Origin of the sequence: Vibrio hepatarius (assembly GCF_018860525.1) — a bacterium.
Classification (GTDB): Bacteria; Pseudomonadota; Gammaproteobacteria; order Enterobacterales; family Vibrionaceae; genus Vibrio; species Vibrio hepatarius_B.
Genome location: NZ_JAHKPM010000017.1, coordinates 151,804 through 176,042 on the forward strand (window position 1 = coordinate 151,804; position 24,239 = coordinate 176,042).

19 protein-coding genes are annotated in these 24,239 nt (G+C 39.0%); 12 read left to right on the top strand and 7 right to left on the bottom strand.

Translation table 11 applies throughout. The features are described from left to right. Positions 1-442 precede the first annotated feature (442 nt). On the bottom strand, positions 443-1,870 hold the full coding sequence (locus KO511_RS05130) for a hypothetical protein (RefSeq protein ID WP_215986403.1): 1,428 nt from the start codon (positions 1,868-1,870) through the stop codon (positions 443-445). A gap of 89 nt (positions 1,871-1,959) precedes the next feature. Here KO511_RS05130 and KO511_RS05135 point away from each other — a divergent pair, with 89 nt between their 5' ends. From KO511_RS05135 to KO511_RS05165, 7 genes are all read left to right on the top strand, one after another. Further along, the gene (locus KO511_RS05135; RefSeq protein ID WP_215986404.1) at positions 1,960-2,568 is read left to right on the top strand and encodes a hypothetical protein; all 609 of its coding nucleotides are present in this window, start codon (positions 1,960-1,962) and stop codon (positions 2,566-2,568) included. Continuing rightward, positions 2,565-3,545 carry a DotH/IcmK family type IV secretion protein gene (locus tag KO511_RS05140; protein ID WP_215986405.1) on the top strand — a complete coding sequence of 327 codons (981 nt, stop codon included), beginning with the start codon at positions 2,565-2,567 and terminating at the stop codon, positions 3,543-3,545. The genes KO511_RS05135 and KO511_RS05140 overlap by 4 nt, the downstream gene beginning before the upstream one ends. Before the next feature lie 13 nt (positions 3,546-3,558). Then, the gene (locus KO511_RS05145) at positions 3,559-7,209 is read left to right on the top strand and encodes a DotG/IcmE/VirB10 family protein (protein ID WP_215986406.1); all 3,651 of its coding nucleotides are present in this window, start codon (positions 3,559-3,561) and stop codon (positions 7,207-7,209) included. Positions 7,210-7,296: 87 nt separating this feature from the next. After that, a complete protein-coding gene (locus KO511_RS05150) occupies positions 7,297-9,363 on the top strand; it encodes a hypothetical protein (RefSeq protein ID WP_215986407.1) in 2,067 nt (688 codons plus the stop codon). A gap of 147 nt (positions 9,364-9,510) precedes the next feature. Further along, positions 9,511-10,212 (top strand): hypothetical protein, encoded by a 702-nt coding sequence (locus tag KO511_RS05155; protein ID WP_215986408.1) that lies wholly within the window; start codon positions 9,511-9,513, stop codon positions 10,210-10,212. Between the two features lie 72 nt (positions 10,213-10,284). Then, on the top strand, positions 10,285-10,875 hold the full coding sequence (locus KO511_RS05160; RefSeq protein WP_215986409.1) for a hypothetical protein: 591 nt from the start codon (positions 10,285-10,287) through the stop codon (positions 10,873-10,875). Positions 10,876-10,951: 76 nt separating this feature from the next. Continuing rightward, complete coding sequence (locus KO511_RS05165) at positions 10,952-13,918, top strand: hypothetical protein (RefSeq protein ID WP_215986410.1); 2,967 nt, start codon at positions 10,952-10,954, stop codon at positions 13,916-13,918. Positions 13,919-14,006: 88 nt separating this feature from the next. Here the strand turns inward: KO511_RS05165 and KO511_RS05170 are convergent, their stop codons facing one another. Genes KO511_RS05170 through KO511_RS05180 form a run of 3 tightly spaced genes read right to left on the bottom strand, consistent with a single transcriptional unit; the run spans position 14,007 to position 15,978 of the window. Beyond that, complete coding sequence (locus KO511_RS05170) at positions 14,007-15,047, bottom strand: hypothetical protein (protein WP_215986411.1); 1,041 nt, start codon at positions 15,045-15,047, stop codon at positions 14,007-14,009. Then, complete coding sequence (locus KO511_RS05175; RefSeq protein ID WP_215986412.1) at positions 15,047-15,385, bottom strand: hypothetical protein; 339 nt, start codon at positions 15,383-15,385, stop codon at positions 15,047-15,049. Before KO511_RS05175 ends, KO511_RS05170 begins: the two co-directional genes overlap by 1 nt. A gap of 5 nt (positions 15,386-15,390) precedes the next feature. Beyond that, positions 15,391-15,978: a hypothetical protein gene (locus KO511_RS05180; protein ID WP_215986413.1), complete on the bottom strand. Its 588-nt coding sequence runs from the start codon at positions 15,976-15,978 to the stop codon at positions 15,391-15,393. 67 nt (positions 15,979-16,045) lie between these two features. On the opposite strand from KO511_RS05180, the gene KO511_RS05185 reads away from it, so the two are divergent. The 4 genes from KO511_RS05185 (at position 16,046) to KO511_RS05200 (ending at position 21,021) form a co-directional block, all read left to right on the top strand. Next, positions 16,046-16,735, top strand: a complete 690-nt coding sequence (locus tag KO511_RS05185) for a hypothetical protein (RefSeq protein WP_215986414.1) — start codon at positions 16,046-16,048, stop codon at positions 16,733-16,735. Positions 16,736-16,762: 27 nt separating this feature from the next. Continuing rightward, positions 16,763-18,319, top strand: coding sequence for a hypothetical protein (locus tag KO511_RS05190; protein WP_215986415.1), 1,557 nt, complete (start codon positions 16,763-16,765; stop codon positions 18,317-18,319). A 70-nt stretch (positions 18,320-18,389) separates the two neighbouring features. Then, complete coding sequence (locus KO511_RS05195) at positions 18,390-19,532, top strand: hypothetical protein (protein ID WP_215986416.1); 1,143 nt, start codon at positions 18,390-18,392, stop codon at positions 19,530-19,532. Positions 19,533-20,115: 583 nt separating this feature from the next. After that, positions 20,116-21,021 carry a secretion/conjugation apparatus DotM-related subunit gene (locus tag KO511_RS05200; RefSeq protein ID WP_215986417.1) on the top strand — a complete coding sequence of 302 codons (906 nt, stop codon included), beginning with the start codon at positions 20,116-20,118 and terminating at the stop codon, positions 21,019-21,021. A 29-nt stretch (positions 21,022-21,050) separates the two neighbouring features. Here KO511_RS05200 and KO511_RS05205 read toward each other — a convergent pair whose 3' ends face one another. The 3 genes from KO511_RS05205 to KO511_RS05215 are packed head-to-tail and all read right to left on the bottom strand — an operon-like array spanning position 21,051 to position 23,356. Next, a complete protein-coding gene (locus KO511_RS05205) occupies positions 21,051-21,995 on the bottom strand; it encodes a S41 family peptidase (protein ID WP_215986418.1) in 945 nt (314 codons plus the stop codon). 1 nt (position 21,996) lies between these two features. Beyond that, complete coding sequence (locus tag KO511_RS05210; protein WP_215986419.1) at positions 21,997-22,677, bottom strand: DsbA family protein; 681 nt, start codon at positions 22,675-22,677, stop codon at positions 21,997-21,999. Continuing rightward, positions 22,649-23,356 (bottom strand): hypothetical protein, encoded by a 708-nt coding sequence (locus tag KO511_RS05215; protein WP_215986420.1) that lies wholly within the window; start codon positions 23,354-23,356, stop codon positions 22,649-22,651. The genes KO511_RS05210 and KO511_RS05215 overlap by 29 nt, the downstream gene beginning before the upstream one ends. Before the next feature lie 50 nt (positions 23,357-23,406). On the opposite strand from KO511_RS05215, the gene KO511_RS05220 reads away from it, so the two are divergent. Continuing rightward, the gene (locus tag KO511_RS05220) at positions 23,407-24,096 is read left to right on the top strand and encodes a hypothetical protein (RefSeq protein ID WP_215986421.1); all 690 of its coding nucleotides are present in this window, start codon (positions 23,407-23,409) and stop codon (positions 24,094-24,096) included. Positions 24,097-24,239: the final 143 nt, after the last annotated feature.

The following is a 24,239-nucleotide window of genomic DNA, read 5'->3' on the forward strand; positions in this document are numbered from 1 at the left end:
TCGTTGAACGTTCCCCATATGCATAAGCGGTTAGGGGCTTCGCTGCTGATTTTCCAATCCTGATTCTTTTCAAACCCTCACGTTTACCGTTTCTGGTTGCGTTGTGGTGAATCAGGCTCTAAGGTCAGTCCCAGCAATTCACAAAGTTTTCACTTATGTGTTTCCACATAAGGCCGCAGTATCTATTTAGACTTTTACGGGCCTGTGCTGGCATTACTGCCGCACCTTCAACTGAGTAGTACGTTACCTTCACACTCTCTCGCATTGAGAGTGCCGCCTTACGGCTGCTCTAGCTGTTAGCTAGATGTCGAGACTATATCTTCACCATATCTATTAAGACTTAGGTGCTTTGCGCTTCCAAGAGCCTTAGCTTGCTCCTGTACTCTACTTCGTTCCAGACATTGTCTGTCGTTTCGATAGTCGTTGAACGTTCCCCGTGCGCTTATGCGATTAGGGGCTTCGCTGCTGATTTTCCAATCCAAGAACTTTTCAAACTTTCACGTTTATTGTTTCCAATTCCGTTGTAGTGTTTTTGGCTTAAGGTGTTTCCCAGCAATTCACAAAGTGCACTCTTAAACTTTCGAAAAAGAGGGGCTACTTTCTCACTAGACTTGAATAGTGAGTTGAAACCATATTCATCGAACACGCATTGATAGGTTCTTCCGTTCGTGGGTTTGCTATCTAATATGTATTCTGTTCTTCCTTCTAGCTCAGCTCCAAGAGCGCCTGCCATCATTCCTTTGATGCTGCTAATTACGATTTTTCCTAGGTTTGCCAAATTGGCTGGAGATTTCTCCAAAGCAGGCAATAACACAAGCAACGGCCTTCTTTGCAACACAATATCCTCAAAGCTACAATCAGCCAATTGAGTTCTCATGATATGAGAATAGGTGTCCGAAAGCATGCCGAAGCAAGGGGAGAATTGCATAGTTATGTAGCCGTGCTGTTCGTATACAGTTGATTCTATGTTATCTGACCCTTCTTTGTATCCGGGTAGGTTGCATACATACGCATCCAGACCTGCAAGGTGATCTGCACTGATATCAGTTCTTTTTGATAGTTCAATGGTTTTTTCTAATTGGAAGAAACTTCTGATTACGCTTACATCTAACAGAAGCTTTCCGTCGTCCCTTAAAGCAACAAGAGCTTTAATAAGAGCTGATATATAGCTAGATGCTCGGTCTTTCCAGATCCCGTCCGAACTCCCCCCAGATGGAAGTAAAGATGTAAGCAGCTCGGATAATGCTTCAGCGGTTGCTGTAGCAAAAGGATTTAGGGTATTGCTTAGCTTTTTATCTCGTTTAAGGTCTGCGCGAAGAGTCCCAACCATGTAGTTAATAACGAGTAAATCGTCTTCTCTCCCAAATCTCCTGCACATAGCAAAGATCTTTGAGAACAGCCCAGTGTCTGCCTTTCCATCAATATAGGTGAATGCAGAATTTTGCGCTATAGAATTGCCAATTAGCCCTATTAAGGACTCCGATTTTCCACTTCCGGTAGTACCAAATATTAAGCAGTGGCGTCTTGCTTCAGAGTCATCGAGCCAAATTTCCTTGTTGGTTCCTATTTCATTACCAAAAAAGAAAAAGCCGTCAAATTCCTTGCTATCTCTGTTTGCGTAATAGGGTTTCCTTAGAGGAGTATCTATTTTCCTACCTAAAGCTAGTCCAGCTAAAGGTAAGCTACATGCAAAGATAGCGGCAGCATGAGGCTGCATATCAGGAATCAACGACATCGCTGCTGCTCCTATCGGTATAGCAGCGGCTTTTGCATTAGAGAATCCATCAAGAAACTTTTCAAATCCTCCACGGGTGTCAGCCCGAGTAGAAAAGCCTTTACTTAATAATCCTCTTTGGATTTTATTTGACATATATCCTAGTCGTTTTAAAGAAGTATTATAAATCTGGATATAAAAATTAATAGATGAAGATTATTTTTTGCTAATATTTTTAGAAAAACGTGAATTCTAGAATAATTAAGAACAAATACGCGACCTTATTAAGTTCAATTTTTACCATCGCGGCTGGTTCATCATTTTATGTTTATTTGCAAGGTGATATTGCTGGAGACTTTAAGCGAGAGATATATTCAGTCGATTTAAGGGGTGAGGGTAAGGTGAGTAAAACCGAGACTCTTGATAAGGCAATTCTAACCGCAACAACAATTTCCACTAACTTAAAGAAGACAGTTGCAAAAATAGAGACACTGATTTTGTCAGACGCAGATTCATATTTTGATAAAGTTGAGCCTTTTTTTGAGCCTACATTCTTTTCTAAATTCAAGTTAGATAAAGAGGTTGAGTCGCAATTTCTTCTAAATAGTGATGTGAGGGTAACAAGCTTTGTTGTAACAGAAACCCCTATCTTCGTTGGTGTGGATATTTCAAAAAAATATCCTGTTTGGTTGTTTCATGTAAAAGGAAATTATATGAGAGACGGGGTATTCTCAAAAAGAACAGATAGTTCAACTTTTGGCGAGAAAACTATATGGGTCTCTGTTCGGGAGTCTGTTGGTCAGAATGGCAATCCGGCAGGCATAGAGATAGTAAATTACGACGCCCGAATATGAGTGCGGTTATTTGTCATCAAGTCATTTATTTATTAACTTTCAAGATAAAAATGCTCCGAAAATTTATAGTTTCTTCTATCTTGGTTGGGGTTGCTTCAACTGGTTTTGCAAATGAAGAGCAGAAAACGCCACCACCTCTTATGCTGAAGGAATCAAGGGATACGGAGTTGAGAGATTTGGCTGCGTATCAGTTAAAACGTCGTTTCATGCCTATGAATGAAAGCAATGCAATTGCTCTCAAAAAAGGCTTTGAGCAACGTGACAAAATGGTTAATTCGTCAGTTCGGGAGCCTGAAGAGCAAAACCGAACATTAACCATAAATCCATCAATGGTAAGTGGGAAGCCGACCATCTATTCTAGCGTAAACTATATAACAACAATTGTGTTTGTTGATAAGTTTGGAAATCCTTGGGATGTCGAGGATATAGGTATTGGTGCTGGTTCTTTTTTTGATTACAAAACAGTAAATCCATATACAGTTTGGTTATTCCCTAAAAAAAAATATAAGAAGTCAAACCTTTCAATTCTATTAAAAGGTCTTTTGACTCCAATATCATTTAATCTAGAGGAAAGTCCTGAAAAAGTTGACTATACAATTCAAGCTAAAGTTCTTAAAGCTGGAGCAAATACCGAAGTTAATGAATTTAGTTATTACCCGCTCCAAGCAGAAATAACCAATAACAACTTAACAAAAGACGATGCGGTAATGAGCATGTCTGATGGTATTACTCCAGCCCAAGCAAATAAGCTTAATGTGTTAATTCAAGGTCGAGAATCAAGTGATATTCAGGCTTGGGAATATGAAGATTCATATTATATCAGGTTAAGGGGTAAGGTTATGAGTCCTGAGCCTGAACCAGCTAGCCACCCTAACGTCGACGGAATACAGCTTTTCAAAATACCTAGGATAAGTTCTCTGTTTATAGAGAAAGATGGAATATTAATAACAGGAATATTACAGAAACCCAGAAAATAACCAATAGACAAAAATGAAGTTAAATCAAAATAAGAATAATAGCTCTGAGAAAGGAGATTTCGATAAGAAGAAAGGGCTTAAATACCTACTTGGCGCTTCGGTTGCTTTGGTTGCTGGTGCCTTTGCTTATCTATCTTTGCAGCCAGAGTCAGATGAGATCTACAGCGGTGCTTATGATGGTTCGGACATCAAAGGTTACGATGGAGGGCAGATCTCTCTTTCTGATGATGTAAAGAAGGCCAACAAGGAGCTTGAAGATAAGCAATATAATGACGCAGTTGATAGCGGAAAGTCGGTGTTTACAGACATAGACCCAACTGCTGGCGCAATTATTGACGGACTTTCCTTAACAAGTGAGAGCCTATTTTCCATGTCTTCTGCATGCTTGGAAGGCGCTGAATACGATGAACAAGGATATAATTGCATAACAGGCTTAAATGCTGATGGGTGCACCAAAGATAACCTCGACGTTAATGGCGAACAGTGCGAAAATGGTAAAGCAAATTCAACCAGTTCTGACGATCTGTGTGTAGAGCGAGTATTCGGCAAAGATGGATTTGACCAGTTTGGAATAGATGCTGAAGGTTACAATAGGCAAGGCTTTAACTCCGAAGGTTACGATAGGGACGGTTTCGATAAAGACGGTTATAATAAGCAAGGGTTTGATAAGAACGGCTGTAATCGTGAAGGTCTCGACGCGCTTGGAAGAGTATGTGAAAAGCCAGTTTATGGATCTGACGGATATGATCAATACGGATACGATAGAGACGGATTTGGAAGAGACGGTTATAATAAGCAAGGCTGTAATCGAAAGGGATTAAATAAAGCTGGCAAGCCTTGTTCTAGTATTAAGTTCGGAAAAGATGGCTTAGACCAATTCGGTTTTAATAAACTAGGTTTCGACAAGGACGGATACGATAGATGGGGGTTCGATAAGAACGGCTGTAATAGGCAGGGTCTAAATAAGCAAGGAGAGCTTTGCGAAGAACCTAAATATGGCTCCGATGGATATGATCAGTTCGGATTCGATGAAAGAGGGTATGATAAGGACGGATTCGATAGATACGGTTTCGATATCAATGGATGTAGCAGAGAAGGCATTGATAGAGAGGGCAACCCCTGCGATCCAGTACGATACGGCGAAGATGGATTCGATCAATTCGGGTACGACAGGGAAGGCTTCGATAAGAGAGGTTGCAATAGAGAAAATCTAGACCGAGACGGAAATCCATGTGAGGAAGTAGAACGTATCTTTGGCTCGGACGGATTCGATCAGTTCGGTTATAATAAGGAAGGATGCAATAGGGAGGGTTACGACAAATTTGGAAAACCATGTGGTCAGCCTGTTATTGGAGAAGATGGATACGACCAATACGAGTTCGACGCAGAAGGTTATGGAAAGGACGGATTTAATAAAGAGGGCTGTAATCGCTCAGGTATAGATAGATCTGGTAAGCCTTGTTCTAAGTTCAACTCACAAGGTTACGATTCTGAAGGTTTCGGTGAGGACGGATACAATAAGGAAGGCTGTAACAGGCAAGGTTTAAATCGAAATAACCAGTTGTGTAAAAAGCCTGTATATGGTGATGACGGATACGATGAGTTTGGTTTCGACATTGCAGGTTATGATAAAGAAGGGTATGACAGATGGGGCTTCAGTGCTGAAGGATGTAATCGTTCAGGTTTTGATAAGTCAGGGAACCCATGCGGTGAGTCTAAGATAGGCAAGGATGGATTTGATCAATACGGGCACGATAAGAGCGGATGTGGTCGTGACGGATATGATAAGTCAGGTAATCCATGCGGGAAGCCAGTTTTAGGAACTGACGGATACGATCAATACGGATTCAACTCTAAGGGGTGCTCTAAGTCAGGCTTGGACAAATCTGGCAAGCCATGCGGTAAGTCTGTATTTAGAGAAGATGGTTTCGAACAGTACGGTTTTGATTCTGAAGGCTACGGTAGGGACGGTTTCAATAAACAAGGGTGTAATAGAGAAGGACTTGATAAGTCTGGCAACCCTTGTGGTAAGCCTGTGTATGGCGAAGATGGCTTCGACCAGTATGGTAGAGATTCAGAAGGATACGACAAGCAAGGGTTCGATAAAGACGGTTTCAATAGATTTGGGTGCAGTCGCGAGGGCGTAGACAAGTCAGGTAAGCCATGTAACCCTAACGCAAAATGGAATTCATCAGGTTTTGGAATTGATGGCAAGGATAAGCTGGGGTTCAATAATCTCGATCTAGACTCTGCCGGATATGGAAAGGACGGATATAACGCTCTTGGCTATGATCGATTCGGTTGTGATAGACTTGGTTACGACAAGGATGGGTTTAGCTGTGCAACAGGTCTAGACAGAGATGGGTTCGACAGGTCAGGCTGTAATGTTTATTCAAAGAACAGGGACGGAGAGAACTGTATACCGCTTAAGCATGAAAAACCTTGGGACGATAATGGCTTTCATAAAATCACTGGACTCAATAAATTCGGTTTTAGTAAAGATGGATTGAAAGATGGATATAATCAAAACGGATTTACAAACAGAGGATTCGATAGATTAGGGTGTAATCGTCATGGTAAAGATGCACTCGGTTATGACTGTATTACTGGTTTAAATGCCCTAGGTTTAGATAAGGATGGATTCAATGCAAATGGGGTAAATCCTAAAACAGGTAGAGATCGTTTAGGTCGAGATTCAGAAGGTTTTTATGAAGATGGTTTCAACGACTCAAATATAGATCGGTATGGGTGTGATCGAGAAGGCAATGACGAAAACGGAGAGCCTTGCTCTAATGAAGTGAATTTTCACCTTAATCTCGGCGAAGAAGCATTGCTGAACAACTATGTTCGCTATCAAGTAGCGATGGCGCAGGCTATCGAGGCTGAGAACAATTTAGTTGCAGTTCCATCATTTGGTAAAGGGATAAAGCGCGTTGAGAGCATTCCTGACGCTACTCAGCAGCAAGCTCAAGGCCAACCTTCTAGAGGTGGGTTAGAAGGAATTGCAGGACTACCTACGACGCCGATTGCTGGTGCGGGTTCAGTGAGTGCTACTGAGGTAAATGAGTCATCAAGCACAGAACTTCCTGTTAGGATACCTTCATTGACCACAATGAAGGCGCGTATTGCGTGTGAGATCAATACTGACTACAAAGGCGATACTTGTGCGGAAATCATGGATGGCCCTCTTGCCGGAGCAATGCTGAGAGGTACTTATGATGTTCCATATATCGACCGTGTTGATATGCCAAGGGATAAAATCAAAATTACATTTGATAGATTGATTTGGAGAAGACAGCAAATTGATATTCAGGCTGTAGCAATCAATATGGACACTTTCAGTGAGTTTATGAGTTCAGATGTGAATTATCACAGAGCTTACAGATGGGGAGGTTTAGCGATGGCAACTGCTATCGATTTAACACAAGGGTACATTATTGGTAGCGCTGCTTCAGGCGCAGCGAATTCTGATGCAGAGTCTGCTGGAACCGCTATGGCAATTCAAATGGCAGCAAGTGAGCCACTAAAAGAAATGTCTGATACATATAGAGGTCGAATGGATAGGCCACCAACAGTCACAATGTTCATTGATGAGCAAATTGGTATAATGTTTAATGAGCAAGTTGTTGATGAAAGAGTGCCTTTCGTGTTCTCAGATAGATAAATTAGAATTAAAATAACCAAAAGGCACCCTCGGGTGCTTTTTTTATTGAGATTAAAACTCTATTATGAATTAAAAGAAATAAAAATAATGAATTCTGAAATTTTTGAGTTCAAGAGAAAGGGTAAGGATGGTGAAAACCAAGAAGTTATTTCTAAAGACAATCAAGGGGTAATAACTGCAAACTCAATATCTGATGATAACAATGGTTTAGAGTTTGATGATTCTCTAGAGTTCGAAGACATTGAATTAGATACTGAAAGCTCTGAAACAAATACAGAGACTGAATTAAGTATTCCTGATATAGAACTAGATAATGAATCTCCAATATCTACTGATATTGACACTGGAGATAAATCAAATTTTGAGAATGGAGACGAAGGTCTAGAATCAGTTGACCTAGAATTCACTATTGATGCTATTGGTTCTGTTGAAAGTGATAGTGATGAAAGCCTTGATCTTTCTAGTTCTGATTCGGAACTAGATTTTGAGGACGTAGAATTAGGGCTTGAGGTAGAAACAGGTTTCAATATAGACCCTAGTGATTTGACTGAAACTTTTGATGAAGATTCTGAGTTGGAATTAGAGGTTAATGTTGATTCTGAGCTTGATGATGCGATTACTGCCGAAGTCGATATCCACGATGATAGCTTTGAAGTGACATCTGATGACGAGTATGGTGCACCTTCAGATACTTTTGAAGACTCTGATATTGATTTGGAGTTGGGTAGTGATGAAGGGCTCGTGTTTGACCGCGATGGAAAGGAAGAGGTTTTTCTTAATCCTGAAAAAGGTCTAGAACCTATTGCTGACTCTAGTAGTCTTGATTCGAGCGTAAGTTCTGATGATGAGTTCCCATATAACGACTACTTCCTGTCTGAGAGTAGTGATATTGTTCTGAACTCTGATGAAGATTCGCTTTATAACGGAAACCACCATAATGATGAGTTCAATGACTCAGAAGGTGACTTTGGTTCGGAAGATAGCGAAACGGATAGGGATGCGAAAAATGCACAGGAGGATGTGTTTGAGGCGAGTGATGCATTAGCTGTGGCGGCTTTAGGTGCAGCGGCAGGAATGGGGGCTCGAAGTAATAAAAACGAGGAGGCTGAACAAGCTAAATTAAAAGACAAACAAGATAACGTGAAAAATAGTAAAGAAACAAAAGGCAAGCCGACTAAGCAAGCAGAAGCCACTAAAGGCTCCACAGGTGTACTTAAGGTTTCGTTAATATCTTCATTCGTCACATCGGCGATAACTATTGGCGGTGGTTATTTTGCGTATGATCTAGCACTTAAGGATAGCTTGGCTACAAAAGACGATTTGAACTATGAGGTGAACAGACTTCAGTCATCGATGAATAAGTCTACCAAGAAAGAAATTCAATCTATGCAGGACGAATATGTGTCTGTTGAGAAGTTTGAATCTATCATTGGGGAGTTGCGTTCTGTAATTGATGACGTTGAGTCTATTAGTGGCGAAAAGGCCACGGATATTGCGAATAGTTTAAGGGAGGTTAAAGGCTTGATGGCTACAGCCACCAAGAGACTTGACTCCCTAGAAAACCAAGATTTGGTTCTTCGTAGTGATATGCATAGTGCAATTAAAGATATTTCTACTCGTTCAGTTGAGGATAATACAGCCAGAAACGGTATTGTTGTCGCCCTGAAGAGGCTAGAGTCTCTTGAGGGTAAGTTTGAAGATAGAATCAACAATATACTCAGTGAAAACAAGGCTGATAGTGGAGACATCTCTGTTAAGATCAATGAATTAAAGGTGGAGCTGTTAAAGGAAATTGATGAAGTTTATTCTCAAGCTGATAAAGCAAGAAGAATGAACGAAGATCTCTACACAAAATACAATGAACTATCGAAAAGCATTGATTCTAACTCTCTTCCCGATAGAAAAGAGAGAACAATTGCTAATGCTCTAGGTATTGATGTTGCAAAAGGCTCATCAAGGCCAGTATACAACCTTAGCGGTATTGTGAATGGTCGGGTGTTTATTGATATGGATGACGACCCTAAAAAGCAGAAAATACAATACTATAACGTAGGAGATTATATTGATGGTTACGGTAAGGTTACCTCAGTCACAAAAGAGACTAAGGAGGTAATGACCGAGAGCGGTAGAGTGATTTTCAGAAATCAAAATTAATCGATAAAGCAAACTAGAGAGGGTATACCCTCTCTTTTTTTGCCTAATTAAAATAACTATTTCTGTATAATTAATGTCGTTACTCAGTAAGTAAGATTGAAGGTTCATTCTTAATTGCTTAAATTTAAGTAAATAAATTTAATAAGGGTGAAATATTTAATAACACTATTGGTTGTATTTCCTTCACTAGCATTTGCGCAAGCTGAAGGTGAACAATCATTTTTTGAGGCAGCAATAAGTATACAGTCTTTTATAGGCTTGTTTTATGTAGCTTCGTTTATTGTTGGTGCAACAATTCTTCTTTCTATAGTTTCTACTCTTGCAGACTTTGATAAGTTTAAGCAAAGGGCTGAGAATCCAGCTAGACAATTAGCAATTAGGTTTGTTATTGCAGGGATACTCATGAATCCATCAACAAGTGTTATGGTTATGTCTGAGACGTTAGGTTTCAGTGTAAGCAAAGATAACCAGTTTTGTTTTGCTTACAATTTGAAGCCAAACTCAACAGAGGGAGGGGTAGTAACTGATGGTTCAACTAGGCAGTGCTATGAGTCCGCCGCAACAAACCTACAGAAAGCTTTAAAAGAAAAGTACACACAGCTTGATGAATCAGAGCTTCAGAAATTCTTGCAGGGTAAATTTAAGGTTGTTATTGGTGTATTCCAAGTAATAGCTATGTATTTCTATCTATCTGCATGGTTCAAGATTTACGCAATATCAGAAGGAAAAGAGAGGCAGACAACTTATGGAAAACAAATTATTGTTCTCATATTCTCAACTTTATTCCTCAACCTTCCTGCGGCAATGGAGCAAATATATGCATGGGTATCAAGTATTGGAATTATATAACAAGTAAAAATTATGTTAGGAATATCAAAGTATAAAACTTTAAAAAAACTATCTAACAAGGAAACAACATCCTTGGTTAAGTCCGCAACAAAAGAAGTATCTTTAGGTGGAGGGGGGACTATGGAGGTTATGTTCTGTCAGTGTTGTAACCTACCTGTATTCGAAGACGATGCATTTATTGGTCAAGTTGAGGATAATGGCGGTGCCAAGATTTTGTGTGGTCTTTGTTATTATCCACGAAATTTAGATATGGTGCGGTTTTCAGACTCAGGTACACTTATTTTTGCTCCTGATTTAACCCAAGAGCAGGTTTCAGCTTTAGCATTAAACATTTACTACACTAAGGGTCAGGCTTCTGATAATCAGGATATGATGGATTTGGTCTCAGATATTGAAGATTTGATTCTGCGGAGGTCTGAAGTTCTGAATACTGGTATTTGTCATGGAGCTTCCACTCCAGCCATCGTATGTCAGTTTTTGTATATGATGGATGAGTCTGACTACAAGGATAGAAATAAATTATTTTCTTCTGTCAGATTGTTTCCTTCAGAAAAGCTTGCTAGTAGGCAGCTAGCCTACCTTAGTACAAATGTTTTGAAAAAATATCACCCAGATAAATGGGTTGGATTGGTTCAGGCTATGGATAAAGAAATTAAGAAATAATTTTTAGCTTAGAAAAATAGCAGTATAGCGACTTTGTGATGAAGTCGCTTTTTTATATACTTTTTAAAAAAGTCTAATGAATTTAAGTTTAGCCGGAGCTGTTGAGAACCTAATCAGACTCTACATTAACGGCACAAAAACAGACCCTGATCAGGTAGTCGATATTGACGCAGCGATTGGCAAAAACACCTTTGTTTCAAAGGATGGTTTCTTAATGTCAATAATCAAAGTTAATGGGCGACAATCTGAAAACAACCATTACCACTCCTACAATGAGTCTCTAAAACCACTAATTTCTAAGATTTCCGCAGGGATCAAGGAGGGTGTTCACTCTATTCATGCAACTTACGTAAAAGAGGTTGGTAAAGAGAAAGAGTTAGTGGCTAAGTCAATTGCAGGAGCAAGAGAAAAGGCAAACAACTATCAGTTTGAAGGGATTGATGATCTCTTTGATGACCAAGTCAATTTCATCTCTAAGCAGATTATCGACGAAGATGTGTATATGGCTGTATGGACAAATACATCATTTCTAAGGCCACGACAGATTGATCAGGAAAAAGATGAAATTGAGGAAGCGAGGAAAGAGTTACCTATTGCTGACGACGCACATGGACTCATAGATACATACACACACATCAAGATTAAGCATGAAAACTATGTTGATGCTGTAATTGATGGTCTTTCCGCATCTGGTGTAGACGCTGAGGTCTTAAACAGAGACAAGTCTATGCTATCTATGGCGCAGATTATCTACCCATTCCTTAGTGCGAACTTCGAGTTTATCTTCCCAGATAGAGATACCTTCCCTAAATCAAAAGAGCATGCTGGTGGTCTCGAAGATGATGCCAGCCATATGTTATGGGATTCATTAAGTTCTCAGCTTATTAGGGAGGACGATGTTGATGTTGATCTTACGGAGGGTGTAGCAAGAGTAGGTGATAGGTACTTTAGTACGTTTGAGGTGAAAAATCCTCCACGAAACCTTGTGTTGTTCAATTCTTTAGGTGACACAATAAAGGCTGATGTGCCTTGCATGATATCTTTCTCTGTTTCTTCAGCATCCAGTTTTACCTTTTTCTGGAAGAAGCTTTTATCAACTCTGCCGATACCAGCTTCAAACAAGCGTATTAAAAAATCTATTCATGCTGTTTCTCTGTTAAAGGAGCTGGGTGAACCTGATGTTGAATACAAAATGTCAGTAACCACATGGTCAAAGGATTCTGAAGAACTGCTTGAGAATAGGGATTACTTAAAGGGTGAGTTATCTAGTTGGGGTAACTCTGTCGTTAGAAACTATAGAGGCTGTCCGTTTGATGCCTTAGCAACCTCAATACAGGGGATAAACTCTCGTACTTTTGGTAGTACTGTATACGCTCCTCTGTCAGGCGTTGTAGCTCAACTTCCGCTAGGAAGAAGATTAAGATTTTGGAGAAGGTCAGCTCTAAACTTTGTTGGTAATGGTGATGTTCTTTACCCTTACTCTGTTCAATCATCGGAACAGAAATATTGGAATATCGGTGTTTGTGCAACGATGGGTTCTGGTAAATCAGTTCTATTGCAAAATATTGCCTTCTCTCACTTGTTTGGTGACACCATTGCTGGTGAGATGCCTATGGTTGGATACTTAGATAACGGTTTCTCTGCGAAGACGATGGTGGAGACATTGATAGCTATGGCTCCAAAAGATAAGAAGCATTTATTTAAACACATCACTTACGAGAATAATAAAAAGTTCGCCTACAACATCTTTGATACCCAGTTAGGTTGTAGAAGTGCTGATTCTGATCAGATGAATCAGATTATCTCAACTCTTGTGGGAATAATCACTCCAGCAGGTGAAGAAAAAGTTCATGGTGATGCAGCTAACCTTTTAAGGAAGGTAGTCGCTGAGGCTTACTTCACGCTAAGCGATAAAGAGAAGCCAAGAAACTATCGAGAGGGAAGAGCGCCTAAGCTGGATTCAGCTCTTAAAAAGATAGGATACGACCCTACAGGTAAGACATATTGGGAAATTGTTGACGACTTATTCGATAAGAAGAAGCTCGTAATGGCAGAGTACGCCCAAAGATTCGCTGTACCGACCATTCAGGATGTGATTCAGCAACTAACTATAAGTGATACCGTAAACAACTCTTACAAGGGGATAGTGGCATATAACAACGAGGAGTTGGTTCCATACGTCAGAAGGGCGCTTATGGAGGCTATTGAGAAATACCCTGTTTTCTCAGGAGTAACTGCCCTTGATGTAAGCATGGCTAGATTCATTGTTCTTGACCTTGATAAGGTTGCTAAATCAGGTAATGCAGAGATGGATAAAGATTCATCTGTATTTTACTCATTGGCTAGGTTTATTGTGTCAAACAACATGTTTATCTCTTCAACCCTTTATGAGGTGGTTCCTGATAAATACTCTAGTTACCATAAAAGGCGAATAGAGTTAGTTAAGTCTATTCCTAAACTTCTTGTTTATGATGAGTATCATAGATTGAAATCACCAACAGTTATTGCGCAGATTAAAAGGGAAATGCGCGAAGGTCGTAAATGGAGCTTGGTAAATCTCTTTGCTTCTCAATTACTTAAAGACTTTGATGAGGATATGCAGAATCTACTTTCAGCTACGTTCCTTATGTCTAATGATGCTGGATCACCAGAAGAGATCAAGAATACTTTTGGTTTAAATAAAGACACTATGGATTTCGTAATGAGTGAGCTAACGGGGCCAAAGGGCGCAAGAGGTGCCTCAATGGTTGCTTTGTTTAAATTTAAGAAAGCCACATTGATTCAGCGTTTAAGGTTTGTTTTGTACCCGTACATGTATTGGATGACCACATCTGATGCAATAGATAACGCTCTTAAGCAAAATGTAATGTCTAAACTACCTGTAGGGGAAGCCATTAAGGCTTTATCATCTACTTATGGCTTTGGCGCTAGAAAGGTGTATGAGAATATAGGGGAAACACATCCAGACCCTGAAGTGAAGAAAGATCCTATTCAGTTCATGGGGGACTCCCTTGTGAACTCATTTCGCACTATGATTGCATAATAGTAAGAATATTTTTTAAAAAAAAGACTAGGGAGCCAACAGCGGCTCCCTTTCTATGAGTGTAAAGTTTGAAAAATACAGTTAAGATCTAGTCTGGAGTTACAGATGGTGGCTGTGTAGGTGTCTTAACTTTAGGGTTTGATCCGAGCTTGAATGGCTTAAACTTCTTCTGTACGCCAGTTGTTAGCTCCTGATCTACTTGAAGCTTTACAATGCTCTTTCCGTACCTTCGCTTACCGTAATGTGATGTAGCTGTCTCTGTGCTGTAGTGACCCATAAGATAAGCGATATCTGTCAGACTAGCTCCAGACTTCTTTAGATCTGCACTGAACTGGTGTCTAGAGCTATATAGGGTGATGTTCTTCTTTCTTTGCTTCCATAGCCTCTTATTAAGCTCTTGCAGAAGCCTTCTGCACCCACTGTATACATCATTGTACTTTCCGTCATCAGATAGTCTCCTCATGTGTTTAGAGAAGTTTACAACTAATGTTCTAAGTCTTTCTGGTAGGTGGTTAAGGTATATAATCCTAGTTTTGCCATGACTCCTTCCGTTTGTTGCTTTCGCGTTAATTACCATGAGAGCTATCTTACCATCCTTGCTTACCACTTCAGCGTTTTGCCACTCACAAGGTCTTAAGCCTACAAGGCAATTAGCATGAAGCCATCCTTTTAAGGTCTTTGCGTATTTAGATTTGGATGAGTCGAGTGCTTCTGTGAGAACTACAAGTTCGTCATCATTTATGTACTTTTTCTTTTGTGCAGATGTTCTGTTGTACTTAAGGTCAGAACCATTTGTTTCCTTTAGTAGTTTTATGATTAAGCTTAAGTCTGTAGAAGATAACTTTCTGCTTTCATGTAAGGTTTCTGCGTAGTGTCTAAGTGATGCTCTATAATACCTCCATGTGTGCTTTGATACCGTGTTAGCCCAAAACTCGCATGCGAACTCCACTGTCTCTTTTATATCAAGAGTGTCAACCGACTTACCTTCAAATTTTACACTTTTAATATTGTGGGCTGGTGGCTTTTCGAAAAGTAGGCAGAAATCATTAAGGGCTTTCCTTTGAAGCAGGATAGCCCTTCTTATGTAATCATTTTTTGTTCCTTTGGTTTTTGTTATCGAATTTTGCATTATTTTTTAATAGCCATTGCTTTCGTTAACTGTATATGGACGCTATTTATAAGAGGTATGTTTAAAGGCATCCTAGATTTGTAAACATCCTTATCTTTGTTGCACGCTTTAAGTTCACTAAAGTATTCCTTGAGATAATTTTTAGCCATTTCGTCATCATTTGTGATGTTCGCAAATCTTGACACTTCAGAAAAATAAGAGCATTCAATCATCATTTTTGCGAATAGGTCAGCATCCTTTTCTCTCATGCTTGTTGAGGGCGAGAACAGTCTTTCTTCGTTCAATTTTCCGCCAGCAGCAGGAAAAATTATAAACTTGTTGTCTTCAGTAGTGTACATAGTAGTTAGTAAACCAGTGGGTCTTTTAAATTTTCAAAATTACTTGTGTCATAAATATCAAAGCCTTGCTCTAAGTTATCATTCCAGTCTTCTGCATCGATAGTCTTAGGCGGAGATATCTCGTCAAAGGATTTTACAATTTGAATTGGTGCTCTATTTAAAGCCTTTGTGATTTCAACTCCGCTCTCTCCAGTTATGACGTAACCATGAAAATCTATTGTTTTAACTAAGTCTTGAGTTTCTTCATACTTTGGGAGTAGGCAAGCTATGCGCTTTCTGGAGCACTTAATGCACATGTAAAATGGAGTCTCGGGTTCTCCGAACTCTATATATACAGATTTCATTCCAGCAATAATCACTCTATTAATCTTACCCATAAATAACCACGGTATTAAAGGTCTTGGAGCTGCAATGATTGGGTGATTAGTTTCAATATGCCTTCCAAAGCCAAACATACTACAAACACCAGAGTTAAGTTCTATAACATGCTCATATTTCTTGGAAAAGCTTGCTCTCTTCAAGTGAAGGAGGTGTTGTATCCAGACAGTGAACACAACCTTGCTAGGCATTATTCTTAATTCAATATTATTCATTTTTAGGTCTTTTATTATCGAAAGATACTTTAAAAATCATGCTGAATAAAACTATCCTTTATAAAAAATGTCGAATATCACCTTAAACTTAACCTTTGCCTTAACCGAATTAATTCGACAAGGCGTAACTCATGATGACGCAGCTAAAATTTTAACTGAGTCTAATTTCTATATGGAGAAAGTATTTGACTCCTTGGATGTAAATAGCTTTAGTGATTCTCAATCCATAATTCTAAGAACAATGCTCACTCGACTATTTATATCTAGTGAAGAGTTTAGAACCGAGGAGTTCTCTAGTAAGATTACAGACTCCCTTAAGGTTAATGACGTTTTAATAGGTCATAATAAAACATTTCCTAGAGAGGTTGCTCTTACTCTTTGTGCAAGAGCTATAAATAAATATATAGATTTCGCATTTCTACTTATGCTTACAGAGTCACTCAGTTATGAAAGCTATAATGATCTACTTAAGGCTGGTGACGAGGAGATTAAAAAAGCTATCTCTTCCAGCTTAACTATATTTGAAAAAATAGCAGGAGGAACAGTTTCTGAGGTTTTGTTTGCTTCTATATTAGAAGATGCTATCAATACGTCTATAACACCAGTATTGGAGAGTATTTCTAAAGACTCTAAACTTCGACAACACTTTATAATGGAACCAAGGCAATTGCTTGTTCCAATATCGGCTCATGTGGCTGAAAAAGTAAAGAATGCTGTTTACTTATCTGATGCACTAATTAAAGTTGCTGCAAAATAATGCTATAATTCACAAAAAATATTAAGAATGAAGCTTAATAAAATATTTGTCGCATGTGCTCTTGCAGCAATTCCCTATAGTGCTCAAAGTCAATCATTGATAGCTACAGGGTTTGGGCCAGCAGTGACGCAACCTATCGCAGAGGATGTTGCTCGTATAACTGCGGCTACAGGAACAACGACGACAACAATAATGCAAGCCACTCAGAATGTGATAGCTGCCGTTCACTCTAGTGGTACTGAAGCATCAAAGGCTACGCTATCGGCAGCCTCTAAGACTTCAACTGATAATCTAACCGCTGCCCAAATCCAGATGAAGCTTGAAATGGACTATAAGGCACAAATAGAGGCACAAAGGCAAAAAGATAGGGCAAAATTGATTTCAGATGAAACAGATGCCTCTGTGAAGTTTATTGAATCTTTCTTGAGGAGAGATGATATAAAACATCTAAATATTTCTGAGGTAATTGACTACACCAAAACTCAGCTAGACTCCAAAGCTGTTGTAGTTGAGCCTCCTGCTTTGGCTCCTTCATGTAATACAGTAGATAAGGCTTGCCTTGAAAAGAAAGAAAAAATGAAGAATGTAGGATTTGAGCGTAAGTTCACTCCTAGTTCTCATTTAGAGACTTACGCAGAAATGTGTGCAGTTGGAAAAAAACAAAAAGCAATTAAGTCCGCTGAAACGTCTGCAAAAAATAGAACCAATATTGATTCAGCTAAAAAGTCACAAGAAACACTCAATAAAACAAATTCCAGAGAAGCTCAATCAGCTCGCATCAAAGAACAGCAAAATAACACTTGTACTCCTGATGCCGTAGATAAAGGTTTGTGTGGTACTCTGACCAAGGGCGATTACATCGAGAAAGTACTAAAGAACGAGATAATACCTAACGGCGGACAGTCTGCTGCGAACTTGTATGCGCCTTCGGCTGTTGGGGGAGCAGGGATCGTTAATCTTGAATCACCTGAACTGAAGAAAATGGCTCAATTGGTCGAGTTCGATTCTTTGGAGAAGACTGGTGGTGGTAAGAAAGATTTGCCTAAAATTGTTCAGACCTACAGAAACTCAGCGCAATTAAAAGCTGCCGAGTCATTTGTGGAAAATATTGTTAACCTTGATGCTATAGGCAACCAACCAGTATCAGAGAGGAAAAAGGAATCCTCGGTTGCGTTTCAATCAATGTTTATGAGCAGAGCTGCACGACTAGATTTGGCAAAGAATACCCTAAATCAGTCTGTTGCAGAAAGGAGAGGTCAGAAGTTATCAGGAATACCTATGTCTTCAATTAAAACCGGAACATTAATCAAGGAAGTTGAGGATGGTGCTGGGCCATTAGATTTGAAATGGCATCAAATACAAGAGGATATGGATAAGGTTTCTCCTGCGAACATCGATAAGCTTACGGCGATGTCAGATAACCAGATTTGGCTTGAAATGTACACTACTCTGGTTAAAAAGAATGAGGCTCAATTTGATAGAAGAATGCGTCTGGAAAGACAATCGCTTCTTCTGGCTTCACTTTTAGCTGCGCAAGCTAACGACCCCAAAAATATTGAGTACATGAAAAGAGTAGGTGAGTAATATGACAATGATTAATTTTAAATTAAAGAAATTACCTATGGCTGTTGCTCTCCTTTTTTCAGGAGGAGCAATGGCAGCTACGTGCCCTCCCATTGGTACAGTTCAAACGCTTGCTAACCCTGCATTAAAACTAGTGCTTCAGAGTCCGGGTAAAGCGTTCGATGCATATGACTCTGCAATGTCGATGCAGTTAAAGATTGCATTTGCAAACATCCAGAACGCAGTTGTAGATCAAAACATGCAACTAGCACAAACAACGATGCAGGCAGCAGAACTAATTACTAAAAACCAAGTTGAGGTTCAGAGGTTAACATCGGAGCTTAAAATGAACCATGAAGCTTATCTAGAGCAAACAGGTAAGCGAGAGGCTGCGGCCTTACTTACTACTGGTGGAGGTGATGTCGGTAAGTCTGTTAATAAGGAGTACTTCGCTAAACTTTGTGCCTTGAAAAAGACTTCGGATTCTGCATTTAGTGCATCTGGTAGGAATGCTTCGCTTAATATGGCTAGAACCTCTGTGGGAGAGTTTGAGTTTTCTGCAAGGGGTGCTTTATTAACATTCTCAGGAGGTAATATAGTCAAGAAGCATTACGAAAAATTCTGTACTGAAGCAGATAAGTCTCAGGGCTTATGTGATGAGGTTGCAAAAATACCAAATGCTGATCTTCTTTCATTCGTTTTCTTAAACCCAGTAAATGAAGAAGGAAAAGGGGTGGTTAAAGATATCGTAATGAAAACTGAGTATACATATAGTGATTATGAGATGAGTGCTGCTAAGTCATACATTGAGCATTCTGTGCCAAGTATAAACATAAAGAAACCTCCTATTGGTTCAGAGTTAGAGCCAAACATGGTTCGATATACCGCAAGGTACAAGCAGTTACAATCCATGATCAATATGTCAAGATATGTCTACACTAAGGCGTACAATGACAGAGTACCTGTTGTTGAAACCAAAGACCTTAGGTTAAGTAGACTTGATCAGATGAGGGTTCTTTTAACTAAGGCATCGACAACAGATGTTGATGCGGTCACGAATGCTAACGCTAAGGGTAAAATGATATTTCTTCTCAACCAGATGGCGCTGGAGAACATGTTAGATCAGGAAATAGCAGAGCTTGAAAAATTGAATAACGATTTGTTGGCTGCCTTACTTGCCGAAAAGAATAACACTCAAGAGTTGGTCGCAGAGTTAAATAACAAAAGAGGTTAAGGTCACGGCCTCAGCACAAACCCACTTCGGTGGGTTTTTTTCTTCCTTTTTCTCTAAAAGTTAGTAACTTTAAATAAAAAGGATGAACGAAAACAATAACTCATCGCAAACCTCAAATGCCCTTTTGATTGCAATTTTTGCAGGGTGTTTAATTATCCCTTGGCTCATTAATCAGTACCTTATTAAATACTATATTGGGGCTTGGTATTGGTTGGTTTATGCAAAGATGTGGGTATTATATAAAATCACTGCATTATCTTTTGTTAGCGAACACTTGGACTCTATACTTTTTTGGGTCGATTGGTTTTTATTAGACTCTCAGATACCTGATGGGAGGTTGTATCCTCTAGTAAATGATGCGTATAAGACTCTGTTGGACACGGATACTACTAGCCTTATATCGATTCGAGAGACGTTTGCGACAACAGATGGTGATTTCACCTCAAAATTCACAAGCGTGAGTCGGTTTGCTATTGCAACATATTTTCCTTTATATCTTTATTTCTCAATCAGGTTAACTTACAAGCTCCTTACCGTTAAGTACTACGACAATGTATTTACTCTTGATGAGTTCGCTCAGACGATGGCTGAAGGGTTCCCAGAGTTACTTCCTGTGGTGTATGACAACCCTTTAAAGTATGACTTGGATGAGGGGCATTGGAGAATGTCCCCAAAGATATACAAATACTTAAGGGATAATGATTGTATAACTGAGTTTATAGATGATGGGAAAGAGTTATTCAGACTAAACGAAGAAACACTTTCGAATCTTCTTGTTGATCAGTTAGGTGAAAAGTGGGATGGGTTTGATGGACTCGATAAAAACTATAGAACCATAGCTGCTATAGCATTACCGATGGTTAACTCACCTGCTAAAGGGAAAGAGGCTACTTATACTCTAATTGAGGCTTTAGGTTACGCATATAGCGTTAAGCCAACATTTATTCCATACTTGAAGAAAGGGATAAAAACCTTTTTGTTCAGTATTTTCAATTTAAATTTGTACGCTTTTGGTACAACAAAGGGGAAAAAGCTTAGGAAAAAGTTTTTCTCAGATTTGAATGGAATCATTATAGGTTGGAAAGAAACCTTTAGGCAGAGGAAGTACAGGAGGGTATCAGATAAGATGATTGAACGTCACATTAAAGATTTTGAAGATATCCCAAAAGTGAAGGAAATACTTAAAAAGCACGCCTACAAAAGCACAGTTATATCTGCATTGATAGAATCAGCTAGGTTGGGTGGGGTTCTCCCTTCGTGTAGTAGTTTGTGGCTTAAAAAGGAAGACAGGAATTTATTCTACGTTTTCAATAACTTGGGTAGACATGTTTCTTGGATTGAAGTTGTTGGTTTCTGGTCACACTACATCAATGAGAAAAAGGTTGGAGCACCATTTCCATACCCTAAGGTGGATAATGGAGTAGAGGGTGTTGATGACGCTCTTTATTCATCATTCTATAACTATGTGCCTTTAGAAGAGAGAGGTTAAGTGTTTATGGAGGCTTTTAGCCTCCATTTTTATTCATTAATTTCAAACCTTCCAATTGTTAGTAAGTAGCTACCATATGGGCTGTCAAATTTAGCTTGTATGCTTCTCTTTCCTCTCATTGGTAAACCACTTACCCCCCATCCGCTACTGATAAGGTTTTTTGCAAATATTTCTGCTGAACTGGCTGTGTTTTTGTTAACGATAAGGTTTTTACTTATTTTTCTCTGGTTAGGAGGAAGGGTTCCTTCAACCCAGATCTCTTCTTCGCCATTTATAGTGAATAATGTAGCAATGTGATGCTTACCTATAGGTAAAAACTCAGAAAGAACCTTCAGGGTGCACTCTAAGTCGCCTCCAATATTATCCCTGAGATCCATTTTCATTACATTCTCAGGTTTACTGATTAAATCAGATGCCTGACACCCCTTGTCGCTATCAAAGTCGACAATTGTTAATAATTTGCCGTCCTTCGATATAGAGTTTATTCTCTCACCTTGTGTTGGCGATTTTTTGGTTTTTAGTTGGGGCTGATCTGGTTTAAGCATTATTGTATAAGGGTCATTAACGTTGTCTATAGCAACCTTCAGCAGAGCCTTATCAATACTCTCAAGCGTCAGTCCAGACTCTTCAGATAAGCCATCTTTAAGGTGTGTTGTGAGCTGAATTAGACCCTCAATACTGTTCTGTTGTAAGTCAGTCAAGCATGAGTTGCCAGCAAGCTTAAACTCGTTACAGAACCTCGTTATAGATGAAGAGACGATATTGGCAGTTTGCTCAAAGCTTCCTGTAGGGAAGTGTGTAGCGTATCTAACTATGAATGTTTCGAATTCAATCGGTTTCCCAGTCATTACCTGGGTATCTGTATTAGCAGAAAAACTCGGTGATATGTCACCGTAATCGGCTAGCGTTTGTGATGTTAAAAAAAAGCACACTATCCCAAGTGCGCTCTTTATTTTGTTGAATGAGTTTGCCATTTTACTCTCTAGTTTTGTTGACTTTTTTTAATGAGTTTTGGTATTCGACAAGTGCTTCAGTTATGTTCAGCATTCCTTTGTGGGTTAACCCAAATTCAGGGCTTACCCTATATGCCACGTTGCTACCGACTACTACGATGCTAGGTGTCCCTAAAACACCAAAAGACGACGCACTTTCTTGTGTTTTTTTAAAGGTCTGGTTCATCTTTTCCACAGTAAGCGCCGTCATTATCTTACCACGATTTTCACCTATTGCAACGCTAAGAACATCAGCAGCTTTTAGTAGATCTGTTACTTGCTCTATACCTAGCTTATCCTGAGATTTTTCCAGTTCTTTTCGTGTTAACTCAGGTTTAAGTTCTAGTCCACCTAAGTATGCTTTTGATGACCATTCCCAGTTAGCATAAGGTGCAAATGGTACAGAAATCATTTCAACCTTACCCTTCATTTTGCTCTGCCATTTTTCAAGTTCTGGTGAAAACTTTTTACAGCTCGGGCAGTTGGAGTTAAAGAAGTAATACACTCTAATTTCTTCATTTTTGCTAACGGAAGAGCCCATAGGTATGGCTTCAAAATATTTATCATCTCTCTCGTTGGCATTTGAGAACATTGATGATGATGCTAGTATCACAATAGTGATAACTTTTAGAATTTTATTGGTTATCTTTGTTGAAAGTATCATTTATATACACTGTGTTTTTTGCAATTATTTTATCGAATGACTCTTTAATTTCGTTATCAAATATAGAGCCAATGTTTTTGCATTCATCATTGTCAGCAATCTTAATAAGCGCTTTGTTTTCTCCCAATTTTATCGCCTTGGTCGGTAGTATTTTTACCTCTATAGTTTCGTCATCTCTACTTTTTGGCAAGGTTATTTCTTTGTCTGACTTTATGCAGTCTTTTATATTGCTAAACAAACAATCCTCACTTACTTCAACGATTAGAAAATCGCTAGAAATTACATGGCATGAGTAATTCATGGTTGGCTCAGATTCAGACCCTTCATCCACTGAAAGGTGCAGCGAAGGTATTGGTGTTTCTATAGATATACCCATATAGGTGTTTGTTGCGTCATCTGAATCAATGGACTCCATCTCGTTGTCTACTTTTAATACGTATTGGTTAATCGAGCTTAGCTCTTTAATAACCTTGAGTCTTAGTAATTTTGCTCTGTTAAATGCGTATATTTTGGCGTATAAAACATTACTTTCGATGGACTTGGTTGATTGAATTATTACTTCAGATTTACTTTCGTTTACAGATAGAATGTCTGCGGGTATTTCTTTATCAGATTCTGTGAAGAATCTCGGTATAGCTATATCAACTTTTGATAATCTTAGTAGACTAAGTGGCGTCATATTGTATACTTTTTTAATGTAAATAATATTAAAAACAAAACAATTTTACAATGAAGGTAAAAAAACTAATTATTGGTGTGCTTTTGGCTACATCAACCACAGCATTCGCAGGTTATAAAGATGCGTTAAGTGGCACTTTTGATGGTGTCAGGATATATCACGAGGATTCAGCAAAGGTGTTCGGTTACGCTGTAGAAAAAGGAGAATCTATAGGTGGGTATTTCTCGTTAAAAATTCAAGAAAATGCGCTTAAAATTGGAGAGTCAAAGTATATATTTAATGATGGAAAATTTGTAAAAAAAATAGACAACAGAGAGGGTGGGTTTAAGGAAAACGTAGTCCCCTATTTTGCAAAAAGGTATGGTCATAAATATTCAGACGGAGACAACGGTACAGCTTACGTTTTCCTTGATTACTCATGTCAGTTTAGCCGCGCATTCGTCAATAGAGGTGAGCTGGAAAAATTAAAAAATAGTGGAAAAGAAGTTTGGTTAATGCCAATGAGTAGAGATGCAACAACTGAAGGTATTTTAAACTATAGCGCACTTACTTGTAGTGATAGTACACCAGACGCTAAAGTGTCTAGGTTTCTTGATTGGATGAGTAAAGGAAAAGCTTCCGTAAATAAGTCAGAGCTTAAGGCTGCGAAGTGTTACTATTGGTTGGATTTAAAGCCGTACTATGGGTTAGTTAAAGAGTTAGGGTTTGATGGCGTTCCAGCCGTTGTGGAGGTAGATTGATTTTGAGTATAAAGCTTAATAATAATACTTAAAAAAAACTTGGAATAAGTTCAGAGAAAGGCGGTTTAAAAGAACAAAAACCTGGAGCTAAAAAGCCAACAAAAACTAAGGTTAAGGCAGGATTAATCAAAGATGATTCGCCA